The sequence below is a fragment of the Arthrobacter alpinus genome, assembly GCF_001294625.1.
Taxonomy (GTDB): domain Bacteria; phylum Actinomycetota; class Actinomycetes; order Actinomycetales; family Micrococcaceae; genus Specibacter; species Specibacter alpinus_A.
In genome coordinates this window covers 155,755-170,842 of the sequence record NZ_CP012677.1, presented here as the reverse complement: position 1 = coordinate 170,842, position 15,088 = coordinate 155,755, and the positions used below count along the sequence as shown (strand labels likewise).

Here is a 15,088-nt window from a genome sequence, read left to right as displayed (position 1 = left end):
GAATCCAGGGCCCTGCCCCCACAACAATCCCACCGCACCCGTTGCAGCGGCCATGGCCCCGACACCTCCTAGGAACAGGGCACTGCGGCGGATGAGGGGTTGCATCAGGTATCGTCCCCGAGGACCTTGAGTCGTTCACGGTACTCCTCTGCGTTCAATTCACCCTTGGCGTAGCGTTCGTCCAGGATCCGTCGGGCGGTAGTCTCACCGATAATGCCGGAGGGTTCCGTACCCGCGCCTGGACGCCGGCCGGTCCCGGGCCGGGTGATTCCCCCGGAAAAGGCTCGCACGGCAAAGATGACCAGCAGGACAATGCCGATAATCAGGAGCAGCCAGAACAACCACGTCCAACCCATCGCCGAACCATATCCATTCATCTTTTTCCTTCTCCGCTCTTCTCCTGCGACCGCTGTTCCGCCGACCACCCCGGGAGCCCCAGCGAGACCTGACGGGACCGGCGTAAGGATTGCCAATAAGGGACCGGCCGTATTGGACCCTAAGGGCTGTCTGGAACCGGCCCGCGAGACAACCTCGCCGTCCGTGGGTTTAGTTTTGGTGTGGTTGTTGCCGCTCAGGCTAGGGACAGGAAAAGTTTTTCGAGGTCTTTCTTGTTCATGCTGGCATCTTCTTTGGTGATGCACTGCTCCAGGCCGGTGGCGATGATGGCGAATCCTGCCCGGTCCAACGCTTTGGAGACCGCTGCGAGCTGTGTGACGATGTCTTCGCAGTCCCGGCCTTCTTCGAGCATGCCGGTGACGGCGGCGAGTTGGCCCTGGGCGCGTTTGAGGCGGTTGATAATCGGGGTGATTTCTGTTGAATCAAGTTCCATGGTGGGCTCCAAAGCTCGGCAGGTATTTTCTACATTATATACCCCATGGGGTATGAAGGCTAGCGGTTAGGTCCCCGCGCCCGGGCGGTTACGCCCCGCTTGCCAGATACCCCATGGGGTATTATCTTTGTGAGTAGAGGAACGGAGAATCCCTCCCGGAAAATCCCCACCGCCCACCGAAGGAGAGCCCCATGCTTATCGAGCGCATTTATGACGAAGACCTATCCCAGGCCAGCTACCTGATTGGCTGCCAAGCCAAGGGTGAAGCACTCGTTGTCGACCCTCGACGTGACATCGCCGTGTACCAGTCCCTGGCTGCAGCGAACGGAATGAGAATTGTGGCGGTCACCGAGACCCACATTCATGCTGATTTCCTCTCCGGTACCCGTGAACTGGCCGCCGCGACCGGAGCCACCGCGTACGTCTCCGGTGAGGGCGGGACGGACTGGCAGTACGGTTTCGAGGCCGAACGCCTCAATGATAATGACGAGATCACCCTCGGGAACATCACCGTCAAGGCCCTTCATACCCCGGGGCACACCCCCGAGCACCTATCCTTTTTGATCACCGACGGCGCGTTCGCGGACACTCCGGGATACCTGCTCTCGGGTGACTTCGTGTTCTCCGGTGACCTGGGCCGGCCGGACTTGCTCGACGAGGCGGCCGGCGGCGTTGATACCCGCTTCGCCGGGGCCAAGCAGCTCTTCTCGAGCCTGAGAGAGAAGTTCTTGACCCTGCCGGACCACGTCCAGGTCCACCCCGGCCACGGTGCCGGCAGTGCCTGCGGCAAGGCCCTGGGTGCGATCCCGTCCTCCACGGTCGGCTACGAGCGTCTCTACGCCTGGTGGGGCCCGTATCTCGCGGCCAACGACGAGGAAGGTTTCATCAACGAACTCCTCGACGGCCAGCCTGACGCCCATGCTTACTTCGCCCGGATGAAGCGCGAAAACCGGGAAGGGCCTGCCGTGATGGGCGCACGCGCCCAACTGGCAGAACTTGCCACGGCCGACGTCGTCCGCGACCTTTCCCAGGACGCGGTGACGTTTGTTGACACCCGCTCCAACGCTGAGGTCCACGAAGGCACGGTTGCCCGGTCTCTGAACATCCCGGCCGGGAAGTCCACCGCAAGCTTCGGTGCCTGGGTTGTGAATCCTGAAACGGACACCAACCCACTCGTGCTCCTGGCCCCCAGTCAGGCTGCCGCGCAGGAGATGTGGGACCACCTGATCCGGGTCGGCATCGACACTGTCGCCGGCTACGTCACTAGCATCGAGGGCTTGCCTGCCAGCACCCCGCAGCTCATCCAGCCTGAAGAACTGGACAGTTTCGACGCAGCGATGCTCCTAGATGTCCGCAACCGCACCGAACACGCCGCCGGTCACATCTCTGGCTCCCACCAGCTCAGCGGCGGCCGTGTCATGTGGCACGTGGACGAGTTGCCGGCGGAGGGAACCATCGTGTCCTATTGCCAGAGCGGGGTCCGGAACTCGGTAGCGGCGTCCGCCCTGCGCCGGGCCGGCTACGACGTCGTCGAACTCGACGGCAGCTACGCCGCCTGGCAGCAGGAACGGGAAGCTGTGCCCAGCAACTGAGACTGTCAGTACCTGAATTAAACGATTGACAGCGTTGGCGGCGGTCGGGTGTCCCGACTGCCGCCAACGCATGTATCACCGACAACTGGAGTGCAGCGATGACATCCGGCAACACCTCTTCAACGCAGCGTCCCGGAGCGCGGCCCGGTGTCACGCTGGGGCTGCGCCAGAACCTGGCCCAGTTCATGCTCCTGGTAGCCGTCAACGCCCTTGTCGGCGGAACCCTCGGCCAGGAACGGACGGTGTTGCCACTGCTGGCGGACCAGGTCTTCCACTTGGACCTTTACACATCCGCGCTGACGTACATCCTGGCCTTCGGGCTGGCCAAAGCCGGAACGAATTACTTCGCCGGCACCCTTTCCGATCGCTACGGTCGAAAACCAGTCCTCGTTACCGGCTGGTTCATCGCCATCCCCGTCCCACTGCTACTGATTCTGGGGCCTTCCTGGGGCTGGATCGTGGCCGCTAACGTGATCCTGGGCATCAGCCAGGGCCTGACCTGGTCCACCACCGTGATGATGAAGATGGACCTCGTCGGACCCTCACGTCGCGGCTTGGCCATGGGCCTGAACGAAGCGGCCGGCTACCTCGGCGTCGCCGCCACAGCACTGGCCACCGGCTACATTGCAGCCAACTATGGGCTCCGTCCGGGACCGTTCCTACTCGGCGCCGCCTACATCGCCCTGGGCCTGGGCCTTTCCGTTTTGTCCGTGAAGGAAACCCACCACCATGCCCAACTGGAAGCCGCCAACCACACCGTGGCCCATCCCAGTGCACGTGCGGATCTGAGCAATCGGCAGGTCTTCACGCTGACCAGCTTCCGGGACAAATCCCTGTCCTCGGTCAGCCAGGCCGGCATGGTGAACAACCTCAACGACGGCCTCGCCTGGGGGCTGTTCCCCGTCCTGTTCGCGTCCGCCGGACTGAGCATCGAGCGCATCGGTATCCTAGCGGCCGTTTACCCAGCTGTCTGGGGTGCGGGCCAGCTCGTCACCGGCGCCCTGTCAGACAGGTACGGACGCAAACCCCTGATCGTGGGCGGCATGCTCGTCCAAGCAGTAGCCCTGGGAATGGTTGCCCTCGGGCAAGACTTCGGGATCTGGCTCGCTGCCGCCGTGCTGCTGGGCGCCGGCACCGCCATGGTCTACCCCACCCTACTGGCCGCAATCGGTGACGTCGCCCACCCAGCCTGGCGTGCACGCTCCGTCGGAATCTACCGACTCTGGCGCGACGGCGGATTCGCCGTCGGCGCCCTGATCGCCGGTATCCTCGCGGACGCCTACGGCATCCCAGCGGCGGTCGCCGTCGTTGGCGCCGTCACCGTATTATCGGGAATCCTCGTGGCTGTACGGATGCGTGACACCGACCACAAACCTGCCCTCTAGCCTTCTTCTTCCGGGAAAGGTACGCGTTGGCCCAGATGCAACAACGCTGATCCCTCACGGAGTGCACTTACTTCCCCCATCCAGCCTGCCTAACCATACCGATCACCCCTTCCGCGCGGTCCCCGGTTCGGCTTAGCAACGAGCTGGTGCATGACTTGCGCTCTCTTTTGGCATACTCGCGTCATACCCCACCCGGCGCATGGGGTGCCAGTGCGGCGGGTGAAGTATTTCGGAGAATACTCAATACCCCATGGGGTATACTGATGGGACAATCCATCCAGACGAAGGAGCAAGCAGATGTGCCGTGCGGTGACATGTAAAAAGTGCCAGAAGACGACGTGGGCGGGCTGTGGCCAGCACGTTGACCAGGTCATGCGCGGGGTTCCGGCCTCCCAGCGCTGTCGCGGGCATGAGCAGGAAAAGTCGGCTGGCAAGGGCTTCTTTGCGAAGCTGTTCGGACGGTAAATCTGCCCTGACGGACCCAGAAATAGCTGTTGGGACAAAGGAAGCGCCGGAGGACATGTCCTTCGGCGCTTCCTTTGTCTCCTTGCCGTGTACCTCAGGAGAGTAGTGCCTGTAGTGCGACGTAGGCGGCGATCACCAGGACGAGGATGGCAAAGCCGCGTTTGAGGGCCCTGTCCGGGATTCTGGTGCCGATCCGTCCGGCCACGAGTGAGGCAGCCATCGCGGTTACGGCGAAGGCTGCCGCGACTGTCCAGTCGATCTGTAGGTCTCCGAGATGGGCGGCGAAGCCGGCAGCTGAGTTGATGACGATAATGACCAGAGACGTCCCGACCGTCAGTGCCATGGGGAGTCCGAGCACCAGGGTGAGTGCCGGGACGATCAAGAAGCCGCCACCGACCCCGAGCAGGCCGGTGAGGAATCCGACGACGGCGCCGGTGGCGATTGCCTTGGGAAGGCAGCTGCGCCAGTTGATCCCGCCGCCGGGCAGCGCGCAGGCACCTCCAGCACTAGTGGTGGGCATGAGCATCCGGATGCCGGCGAAGACCATGATGACGGCGAAGGCCAGCAGCAGAATTTTGGGGTCCAGGAGACGGTTGACTGCCGCTCCGAGGTACGCCGTCGCAGTTCCGGCGGCGCCGATGATCAAGGCCAGGCGCCAGTTCACTCCGTTGCGTAGCCGGGGCAGGACCGCGACGGCGGAGGAAGCGCCGACAACGACCAGCGACGTCGGGATCGCCGCGGCAAGCGGCAGCCCCACGCCGTAGACCAGGGCGGGCACGGCGAGGATGGATCCGCCGCCTCCGACCAGGCCCAGCAGTGCGCCGACGATCAGCCCAAACGCGGCCGCGGTTACGATCATGCCCGCGTGCTCAGGTTCTGTAGCGCCTGGTGGGCGGTGGGCTCGCTGGCGGAGCGGTTCCACGGCATCCTGGAGAGCATCTGTCCCATGGCGCAACTGTTCGTTGCAGCAGAGAATGTCAGTCCGGCCCCGATCCCACCAGCGATCAGGCCGAGTTTGGGGGAGACAAATTTCGCCGCGACGACGCTGGCGAGCACTAGGGAGCCGGCGGTCATCCGAACCTGGCGTTCCAGAGCCCAGGGTCCACTGCCACGGACGACGTTTCCGCCGGCAGCGGCGTAGGCGGGGACTCCTCCGGAGAGGACACTGGCACCAGCCAGACCGACGGAATCAAGGTGTTTGCGGGCCTGCTCTGCCCGGTTGCCCGTCTGGCAGACAAGCACCACACGCGTGCCCATCTTCGCAGCGAACTCTTCCGCGTGCTCGCTGAGCATCGCCAGGGGCACATGGTAGGAGCCCACTATGTGCAGGGAATCAAACTCTGCGCCATTGCGCACATCAATGATCATCAGATCTTTGTGGTTGTCTTCCCAGAACTTCAAGGTTGAGGCATCGATGGACTGAGGAGGGGAATCAATGGTGCTGGTCGTCTTCAAGGAATTCATGATCTCTTTCGGTCTGTTGTGAAGCATTTCCGGCGGCGGCCCCGCGTTTGTGTGAAGCCGCCATCCACCGTCCGATTGGACATGTCAGGGACAGGGTCTGGGAAAGTGGAAGTCCGGGCGGCACTTGAGGCATGCCGCCCGGACGGTCTGGTGGGGGTCAGCTGACGGGAAAGCCTGCGGCTGTCCAATCGAGCATCCCGCCCGGCACGGTGTAGGCGGTGAAACCTGCGGCGGCGAGCTGGTCTGCGGCAGCCGCACTGCGGGCCCCGCTGCGGCATACGGCGATGACGTGACGGGACTTGTCCAAGTCGCTGAGACGGTCCGCTAACTCGCCCAGGGCGATGTGCCTGGCGCCGGGAATCATGCCGTCGGCGACTTCAGCTGCTTCACGGACATCGACAATCTGGGCGTCGTAGCCGCTCTTGAGCTGTTCAGCGAGCTGCTGTGGGTTGATTTCCATGGGTTGGACCTTTCGATAGTCTCCAGGGCTCTCGCCCCGTAAGAAGTGAACTTAGGGATTCCTCCGGGAGGAGGCAGGTGCATGCTCAGGTCAAGAGCATGCAGAGTGTGCTGATTTCCGCCAGCGTGTGCCGCCGATCCAGCTTCTCAGACCTCACCGCCCCTGAAGCGGGGACGTCCACTGGCCCTGTGAGGCAGTCCCGCATCGCCGTCGAGATAACTTTCAATATGCCTCAACCAGGGCCACTTGGGTGGTTGCCAGCTAGGTGACTACGTTGCTGCTCTCAGTCCCAGATTCGATGCCGGCGATCAACTGGAAGGGTGCCCCTGGGCGCGATAGAGGCGGGTGACGGTCGAGGCCATCCTCATTTGCCACCACTCTGGTCAGTGACCGAGTGACCCTTACAGCACCCCTCGGTGACACCTCCATGACTTTGACCGCATCGCAGTCTTGCCTAGCAATGCTCTTCATTACTGGTGTCCTTTCGCGATGCTCAGGAGCCGGATGGGCGTTTTCTTCTCCCATCATAATACCCCCATGGGTATTTATGCGAAACTGCACAGCCCGCTTCAAACCTTAAATAATATACCCACTAGGGTATAAAACTCTGTCATGGCAACTATCGATATGTGGGAAAAGATTTTCAACGACACCGTCAGCGGCAACGACATCGTGCTGGTGAACTTCTGGGCAGCCTGGTGTGGGCCCTGCCGGATGTTCGCCCCAACCACAGCCAAATATCCGAGATCCATGCGGACATAGTCTTCGCAAAGGTGGAAACCGAGGCCGAGCCCGGACTCTCCGCCGCCGCCCGCATCACCTCCATTCCTACCCTGATGGCCTTCCGAGAAGGGATCGGCGTCTTCTCACAGTCGAATGCGATGAACGCGGCCGGCCTAGAGCTGCTCATCAGCAGCATCAAGGAGCTGGACATTCAAGAATTGCGGGCGAAAATGGCCGCCGTTACGGTCTCGTAGGAAACCACCGGGCCCACGCCCCGGCCCTCGAGCCTGATGCCCGCCCAGCTGAGGCGACGAGAAGCCTGCAGAAGCAGCAAGCCCTTCATCACAGCTTCCGGCGGCGCAAAGCTGGCCCTCATGGACCTGGATCCGGCGGTATCTAGCCGGTACGCGTCGAGTACCGGGGCGTTGGCCGGCCGGGTCCTTACTTCAGGGGGATACTCCGGACACGGTTTCCTCGGGATGGCAGTGGTGACTGCCATCGTCTGCACCGCACGGATTGTCGCCACCCACCGGCACCCGCACAATCCCTGCACAGCTAGGAACAGACATGACCACGAATAGCAGGATCGAACCGGAAATTCCGGCCGGCATTGACCGGGGAAGAGTCCACGCGCAGCTGATTTCCCTGGGTGCTGAATGGCGTCAGCTTCCCCGCTGGCAGTGGGCAAGGGGGGCTGCGGCAGGAATTGCCACAGCCGCCGCGGCTGCGCCCCTCTCACTGAACGGCATGGTGACCGTCACCGGGGGCACCTGGTGCAATGCCCTGATTGTTGCAGTCGGGGCGCTTATGAAAGGTTTGGTGGCTGGTAGTTATTCTGAAATCCATTGCCGACGAGCTCAACGACCTCCCCCGCGCCGTCCCAGGATTCTTCACGCCACGCGAAGTATTCACCAAGCTACTCAACGACAATGTTGCTAAGACGGCTTGGCACCGCCCATTCGTTTTGGCCACTCCTAGGAGCGCGCCTCGCAGCAGGCGGAAAATCAACGATCGCCCGCAGTGGGGAGGGGCCAAATGAATGGGCCAAACAGATCAGGCGCCTTTCAGTGCCTGCAGATCCACACATAAACCCACGTCAGGGCAACTAAACCCACGTCAGGGCAACATTCCGCCGATCTTGATCCTTGGACATTCGAACCGATATTGCTGCCTGGGATAGAAGCGTGAAATCAACCTATCCAGTTCACGTGGAAAACTATCGCCGCAGGTCTGAGGCATGTTCGACACCTGATACTTATCAATAGTTTTCAACGCATATCAACCCCGCTGTCGACTCGATCGCCTATTTCGACTTGCCAAAAGCCGTTCTTGGCTTTTGGCAGGGCGGCGAGCGCGCAACAATGGATGGTACTGAAGGGGCGGCAGTTGTCGTTCAATTTAATGCGTTTCTAATGAGTCGGTTACATCCCACACACGTTTCGGCCGTTGGTTGCCACGGTCAAGATACCTGGCCGCCGCGGCGGTGTCCCAGACGGTGCTGTCCACCCGCTATGTGCACATGGAAGCCGCCGGACAGGCGTCGACTGGCAACGCGTCGTGGGTTGCGGAGTCGACGAGTACGCTGGCAGATTCGATCAAACCTAATGACAATATAAGCACGGCCACTGCGCGGGATCGAACATTCATTGGTCTCTCGTCAGACTTCCTAGGCAAACGGAAAACATCTGGAGAGAAGATGGTCCTTGCACATTGGATGACTTGTACCTTCGATCACCGAGAGCGTGCCTGGCCACTGGCAGAATAGCAAACCAGATTTTCGCGACACTCCGCGGGGACGGAAACCAACTACGCGTTTCCAAGCGACACCCTCCCAGGTGACAACCCGGTGCCCGACTGCCGTCGAGAGATCATCGGAGGTCCGGGCGCTCCGAGATCTCCTGGTTCGTTTGATTTTGGTGCGCCTCATCAAGGCTGCGCTGGATGGCGCCGAGCAAGACACAATCGCGCCCAAGCGTTGAAAAGCTGATGGCTGGTACGACGGGCAGGACAACTTCCAGGGCTTGAATTAAGCGCGACCCGAATACATTTTCAGCAAGACAAACATCGCCTCCAATCACCATCAAGGGCGGGTCCAAAGTCAGGAGGAGAGCGATCACCCCTGGAGCAACAGCATCAGCGAATTGCTCTACGCAGTCACTAGCCCATGCAGCGCCTTCCCCGGCCAGTCGGAAGAGTGCCCGGACACTGACATTGTGGTCATCAGCGGCTTGGACAAGGACTTCGTGGGATTTGTCCCAACCCATCCTTTGATCGAACCCCATTTCACCTGCGGCACCATTGGCTCCTCGGTAAAGTTTTGAATCAAGCACGACCCCACTGCCAATGGCCGTGTTGACATGAAGACCCACCATATCCGTGACCTCGATGGCGGAGCGAGCTGCGAATTCTGCCGCGGCAGCGAGGTTGGCATCGTTCTCTATGGCCACAGGAAACGGGAGGTCGGAGCGCAGGCTTTCGAAGTACCCCTCCTGAGAGAGTTCCGGCACCGTCTCGTTCCGCATTGCCACTCCGTTTGGTGTCACGATGCCCAATGTTCCAATAGTCATTGAGCGAACGCAGCCCAGTTGCAGCCCGGTTTTTTCGATGATTTTCAACAGTGCCACGTGCAACTGGCTACGCCGTTCAATCCCCGAGGCGGCAGGCACCTCCTGCCTAGCAACTATTGTTCCTGTCATGTCAGCCAACGCAACTTCAATACGCTGCATCCCGATGACAACGCCCACCACGTACCCTGAATGCGCGTTGTATGTATACCTCCTGGCGGGTCTTCCACCGCGCAGGGTTGTCCCCCCCAACTCTTCAGGAGACACGATCAGACCATCGCGCAGGAGGTCCCCAAGGGCCAGCTTGACCGTTGGCCGGGACAGGGTCGTCGATCGATGCAGGTCCGTGACCGTCAGTTCCCTGCCTGAGTCGCGGAGGCAGTTGAGTACGGCAATCCTATTGAGCGTCCTAAGTGCCTGTAAGCCGCCACGTTCAATCAAGGGATCCGTCATGAGGCGATTCTACGGGGGGTAAGAGCTCGAACCGAACACCTGGGACCAGAAAGCGCAATAAATCCACAAGTTATGAAGGACTCCTTGACAACTGATTCATTGGATGTTGTAGTTGGACCCTAATGAAGTGCGACAGGTCACATTCTCCCCTTGTCCGAATGAAGGAATCAATGCAGAATCACGTTCAGCAAAAGGCCACGGCGGTCTTTGTCGATAACCTCGAGAAAATCCGGCCCACGGACACCGCCGTAGGCAACCTCGCCGACCGCGACAACCTATTGGCCTTTCCAGGAGAAACTCTCGGACTCCAGGTCGCCTTTAGGGCCGAGGAATTCCAGGACTACGACCGGGTCAGGTGCAAGGTCAAGCTTGTCTCCGGGTTGCCATTGGCCGACTCGGCAAAAGTTTTCCTGGTGAAGCTCGTGCCCTGCACACTGACGACCTACCCAGGCGCCGATAAAAACTATTTAGAGACGAAGCCGGCCCTCCTACCCGATATTCTCCAATCGTTAGACGACGAACCCTCGGGGAACATTCCCAGGGTGCGATTCCTACCCGAGCATTGGCAATCGGTCTGGATCGACCATCCCATAGCAGCAGACGCAGCTCCCGGCACCTACACGGTTTCTGTGGAATTCATTGACGACGTTGATAAGTTGCATGCCAGTGCGTCCATCCACGTGACTGTGGTTCCGTCCGCGGTGCTGGTCGATAGGACCCCCACATTTAGCCACAGCGAGTGGCTCCACACGGACTGCCTCGCGACGTACTACAACGTGGACGTTTTCAGTGAGGAACACTGGAAGATCGTCGAAAGCTACGTCGCCTTCATGGGACAACATTCAATCGACACCCTTCTGACGCCGTTGTTCACCCCGACCCTAGATACCGCCCGAGGCGGCGAACGTCTTACCGTCCAGCTCGTTGGTGTCAGCGCCGAAAACGGAGGCTATCGCTTCGATTTCACCAGACTCGAACGATGGATTTCGATGGCGTTGACCTCCGGAATCACTACCATCGAATTTGGTCCGCTGTTTACCCAATGGGGCGCAAAACACGCCCCGAAAGTCATGGCCACAACGGCCGCCGGTTCGATGGCTGAAACCCGGATTTTTGGCTGGGAAACCGACGTAGGAGATGGTTCGTACGGAGAATTCCTCAGTGCCCTACTGCCCGCCCTTGTCGGTTTTCTCACCGATAAAGGATGGACTGCTCACTGTGTATGGCACATCTCTGACGAGCCCGGCTCCGACGACATTGACAGCTATTCCTATGCGCGTTCTCTGGTGACACCCCACCTGAAGGGCATGCCAATCATGGATGCCATATCGGATTCCAGCTACGCCCTAAGCGGCCTAGTGGATCGCGCCGTATCTATTGTCGGCGAGGTCGAGGGCGTCATGGCCGCGGGCGTCTCAGACGTGTGGGCGTACTATTCGTGCGCATACACAACGAACTTCACGAACCGACACATTGGCATGCCGGGCTCACGAACCCGCATCATTGGAGTCCAACTGTTCCGCAGCGGAATCGGCGGCTTCCTCCACTGGGGGTTCAACTTCTGGAACAGCCAGTATTCTTTGGAAACTATCAACCCCTACCTCGTGACTGATGCCGGCATGGCGTTTCCAGCAGGCGATCCATTTATTGTCTATCCGGGAGCAAACGGTTCACCTGTCTCGTCGCTGCGACTCAAATACATGGACCAAGCGGCCGATGACCACCGCCTGCTCTCCCACCTTGCCGCACAAATTGGGCGCCAAAGCGTATGTGAGCTCATTGACGAAGTCGCTGGCCACGAACTCACACTCGAAACGTATCCACACGATGCTTCATTCTTCACGCGACTACGAAGAGCGGTGGCTGATCATCCAGCGAACTCCGGCCATCATCGTCGATGGACAATGCAAGGGGTAGACGCATGACCGTCCCAAGCAGCGAAACAACCGTTATGACTCGTTCTTCCAAGTCAGCCAAAGCACCCTGGGGATTCTTAGCACCAGCTATCGTCTTGTTCGCGGCAGTGTTTGTTATACCTATCGGCTACACGGCTTGGCAAAGCATTCACCGGATGCAGCTATCCAGTGGCACCGGTTTTGGTCCCAAGGCATCCGGCGGAAGCACTTTTTCCGGACTCGACCAATACGTGCTTGCCTTAACAGATCCGGCCTTTACGACTTCCATACTTCGGGTCATCATCCTCGGCGTCATCCAGGTTCCCCTGATGTTGGCACTAGCCCTGAGTCTGGCCCTACTGTTGGACGCCCGCCGAACCATTGGCAAACGTTCCTTCAACCTCATCTACTTCATGCCCTACGCGATACCGGGAGTCGTCAGTGCCCTCATGTGGGCCTTTCTAGTCCAGCCCTCCCTCTCCCCCTTCACTTCTATTGCGAAGGCTCTGGGATTTACGCTGGATATGACCACCCCCTTCGCTATCCCTTTCACCATCGGCAATATGATCACTTGGGGATTCACGGGCTACAACATGATCATCATGTACTCGGCACTGAAGGCCCTCCCCGCAGAGGTACTTGAAGCTGCCACGATTGACGGTGCTGGACCATGGCGAACCGCTTGGGCAATCAAGGTCCCACTCATACGGCCGGCAGTAGTCATGGCGAGTGTTTTCTCGATTATCGGCACTATCCAGCTCTACACAGAGCCCGCCATCTTGCGCAATTCTGCGCCCAATGTGGACCCAACCTTCAGCCCGGTTATGGCCGTTTATGCGGCGGTGATGAGCAACGATTTCAACGGTGCTGCGGCCCGCTCGGTCATTCTGGCTCTAGTGACACTTGTCCTGTCCTTCGGATTCCTTAAGTACCAGCAGCGCCGTGGAGGTGCATTTTAAATGCAACAAAGAGCATCCAACGTAGCTGAACGAGTGGCGTCTGCCTCTAAGATCAGTGATCCCCACAGTGACCAGCCCTTGAGTCAGCGAGTGGAGCCCGCTGATCGACGGCGTCAGCACGCGGCGCTGACCAAGTACGGCGTCCTAGCCGTGATGACCATGGCTGCGCTTTATTTCCTCATACCCATCTGGTGGTTTGTGGTGGCCTCAACGAAGAACAATGGCGACCTATTTTCAACCAACGCATTTTGGTTCTCCGAACTACACTTCTTTGACAATTTCCGAGACCTTCTAACGCGCCAAGACGGCATCTTCTTCCGATGGATGGGCAACTCCTTCCTCTATTCGATCGTTGGCGCTGTCGTCAGTACAGCGGTATCAGCCCTGGCCGGTTATGCCTTGGCCAAATATGAATTCCGTGGCCGAGAAGCTGTGTTCAATACTGTCCTTGGCGCAACACTTATGCCGATCATGCTTCTCACGGTTCCTCTCTACCTGCTCTTTTCAAAGATCGGGATCATCAACACCCCTTGGGCAGTCATGATCCCCCTCCTTATCAGCCCCTTCGGTATCTATCTAGCCCGGATCTACGCAGCAACCATCCCGGATGAGCTCCTGGAAGCCGGCCGTGTCGACGGTGCCGGAGAACTGCGGATCTTCCTTTCCATCGGAATGAAAATTATGGGACCGGCATTGGTCACGATATTCCTCCTCCAGTTCGTAGGCACCTGGGCAAACTACTTCCTCCCCATGATGATGGTCTCCAGCCCGGAATTGCAGCCCCTCTCAGTCGGCATCGTAACCTGGCAACAAACCATGGTCACGGGGGCCGCAGTTCCGACGAACATCGTCATTTTTGCAGCATTCATCTCAGTTTTGCCTCTCATCGCCTTGTTCCTCACGATGCAGCGGTATTGGAAAGCGGGCCTCACCGCCGGCGGAATCAAGTAAAGGAAAAATATGAAAAACACCACGAAGAAGGCATGGACCATTGCGGCCGCCGCCCTAGCAGCCGGTATCGCACTCTCTGGCTGTTCAGGCTCCGCAACAATAGGCAGCGGTGCAAGTACTGGCGCCACTACAGAAAAAGTCACCATGGACTTCTGGGGTTGGGCCCCGGGATACAAAGAAGCCATTGACCTCTGGAACAAGCAAAATCCGAACACCCAGGTCAAGTTCAACCAAACACCTTCCGGCGTCAAGTCCTATCCGAAAGTCTTCACGGCAGTTCAAGCGGGCAACGCACCCTGCTTGGCCCAAATCGGATACGAGTCGCTACCCAACTTCGTGGTCCAGGGAGCCGCCCAGGACATCAGCAAGTACACCAAAGGCATGGACAGCCAATTCACCCCCGCAGGTTGGAAATCGGTGTCCATCGCCGACGGCGTCTACGGCATCCCCGTTGACACCGCACCCATGGCCCTCCTGTACCGAAAGGACCTTTTCGAGCAGTATGGCATCACGGCACCCAAAACATGGGAAGACTACAAAGCGGACGCAGCCAAAGTCAAGGCGGCCGATCCCACGGTATCCTTGGGCTACTTCAGCAACGACGCAACCTTCTGGGCCGGCGTAAGCCGCCAGGCAGGAGCCAGCTGGTTCACCCTCAACAAGGACTCCTGGGGAGTGCACGTCAATGACGCGGCAACGAAGAAAGTCGCCGCCTTCTGGCAGAGCATGATCGACGACGGATCCATCACATCCCAGGAAAGCTACACCCCCGCGCTATACAAGCAGATGGCCGAAGGAAAGATCCTTTCTGAACCATTCGGGCTCTGGGATACCGCCGTTATCGCACAAAATGTACCTTCAACTTCCGGAAAATGGGCAGTGGCACCCCTGCCGGTCTGGACCGATTCACCACAGACCAACGCTGACATGGGAGGATCCTCGACCGCCATCCTCAAAGGCTGCAAAACGCCCGAGGCCGCTGTCAAGTTCGCCCAATGGATGAGCACCGACCCGGCCTCAGTGAAGGAACTTGTCAGTAAAGGTGGCCTCTGGCCCGCATCGGTAGCCGGACTGAGCAATCCAGTGGTGGACCAGCCAGTGCCATTCTTCGGGAACTCCCCGATATATGCGCCGTTCAAGGACATAGCCAAGAACATGAAGTACGACTGGCAGTGGGGACCGGTCCAAACTGAACTCAACACCGAGATCACCAATAGTCTTGTCAAGGCCAGCAAAGACAACCCCATCCCAACAATCATCGACGGGCTGCAGGAAAAGGCCACTTCAGAAATCAAGGCAAAAGGGCTTACCGTCAAATAGCTGCAGCTAACAGAAAAGTCCGGCGGGA

12 protein-coding genes and 2 pseudogenes are annotated in these 15,088 nt (G+C 59.4%); 7 read left to right on the top strand and 7 right to left on the bottom strand.

The window, feature by feature from the left end:
- Positions 1–104: 104 nt before the first annotated feature.
- Both AOC05_RS00630 and AOC05_RS00625 read right to left on the bottom strand, forming a co-directional pair.
- Positions 105–377 carry an SHOCT domain-containing protein gene (locus AOC05_RS00630; protein WP_062004773.1) on the bottom strand — a complete coding sequence of 91 codons (273 nt, stop codon included), beginning with the start codon at positions 375–377 and terminating at the stop codon, positions 105–107.
- Positions 378–571: 194 nt separating this feature from the next.
- A complete protein-coding gene (locus AOC05_RS00625; RefSeq protein WP_062004771.1) occupies positions 572–829 on the bottom strand; it encodes a metal-sensitive transcriptional regulator in 258 nt (85 codons plus the stop codon).
- Between the two features lie 191 nt (positions 830–1,020).
- Here AOC05_RS00625 and AOC05_RS00620 point away from each other — a divergent pair, with 191 nt between their 5' ends.
- Together AOC05_RS00620 and AOC05_RS00615 are read left to right on the top strand one after the other, a co-directional pair.
- Complete coding sequence (locus AOC05_RS00620) at positions 1,021–2,421, top strand: MBL fold metallo-hydrolase (protein WP_062004769.1); 1,401 nt, start codon at positions 1,021–1,023, stop codon at positions 2,419–2,421.
- A gap of 98 nt (positions 2,422–2,519) precedes the next feature.
- The gene (locus AOC05_RS00615; RefSeq protein WP_062004767.1) at positions 2,520–3,806 is read left to right on the top strand and encodes an MFS transporter; all 1,287 of its coding nucleotides are present in this window, start codon (positions 2,520–2,522) and stop codon (positions 3,804–3,806) included.
- 559 nt (positions 3,807–4,365) lie between these two features.
- Here the strand turns inward: AOC05_RS00615 and AOC05_RS00610 are convergent.
- From AOC05_RS00610 to AOC05_RS00600, 3 genes are all read right to left on the bottom strand, one after another.
- Positions 4,366–5,130, bottom strand: a complete 765-nt coding sequence (locus AOC05_RS00610) for a sulfite exporter TauE/SafE family protein (protein ID WP_062004765.1) — start codon at positions 5,128–5,130, stop codon at positions 4,366–4,368.
- Entirely contained in the window at positions 5,127–5,735 is a 609-nt protein-coding gene (locus AOC05_RS00605) for a rhodanese-like domain-containing protein (RefSeq protein ID WP_062004763.1), read from the bottom strand. The genes AOC05_RS00610 and AOC05_RS00605 overlap by 4 nt, the downstream gene beginning before the upstream one ends.
- A 157-nt stretch (positions 5,736–5,892) precedes the next feature.
- Complete coding sequence (locus AOC05_RS00600) at positions 5,893–6,195, bottom strand: rhodanese-like domain-containing protein (protein WP_062004761.1); 303 nt, start codon at positions 6,193–6,195, stop codon at positions 5,893–5,895.
- 612 nt (positions 6,196–6,807) lie between these two features.
- On the opposite strand from AOC05_RS00600, the pseudogene AOC05_RS00590 reads away from it, so the two are divergent.
- A pseudogene (locus tag AOC05_RS00590) lies at positions 6,808–7,172 on the top strand (thioredoxin family protein).
- A gap of 1,614 nt (positions 7,173–8,786) precedes the next feature.
- On the opposite strand, the gene AOC05_RS00585 reads toward AOC05_RS00590, so the two are convergent.
- Complete coding sequence (locus AOC05_RS00585; protein WP_231687155.1) at positions 8,787–9,662, bottom strand: ROK family protein; 876 nt, start codon at positions 9,660–9,662, stop codon at positions 8,787–8,789.
- A gap of 147 nt (positions 9,663–9,809) precedes the next feature.
- A pseudogene (locus tag AOC05_RS20640) lies at positions 9,810–9,935 on the bottom strand (hypothetical protein); the annotation flags it as partial.
- Between the two features lie 170 nt (positions 9,936–10,105).
- Here AOC05_RS20640 and AOC05_RS00580 point away from each other — a divergent pair.
- From AOC05_RS00580 to AOC05_RS00565, 4 genes are all read left to right on the top strand, one after another.
- Entirely contained in the window at positions 10,106–11,860 is a 1,755-nt protein-coding gene (locus tag AOC05_RS00580) for a DUF4091 domain-containing protein (RefSeq protein ID WP_197277870.1), read from the top strand.
- 146 nt (positions 11,861–12,006) lie between these two features.
- Positions 12,007–12,789: a carbohydrate ABC transporter permease gene (locus tag AOC05_RS00575; protein WP_197277869.1), complete on the top strand. Its 783-nt coding sequence runs from the start codon at positions 12,007–12,009 to the stop codon at positions 12,787–12,789.
- 153 nt (positions 12,790–12,942) lie between these two features.
- Positions 12,943–13,740: a carbohydrate ABC transporter permease gene (locus AOC05_RS00570; protein WP_230085628.1), complete on the top strand. Its 798-nt coding sequence runs from the start codon at positions 12,943–12,945 to the stop codon at positions 13,738–13,740.
- Between the two features lie 9 nt (positions 13,741–13,749).
- A complete protein-coding gene (locus tag AOC05_RS00565) occupies positions 13,750–15,060 on the top strand; it encodes an ABC transporter substrate-binding protein (RefSeq protein ID WP_062004756.1) in 1,311 nt (436 codons plus the stop codon).
- The last annotated feature ends 28 nt before the right edge of the window (positions 15,061–15,088 follow it).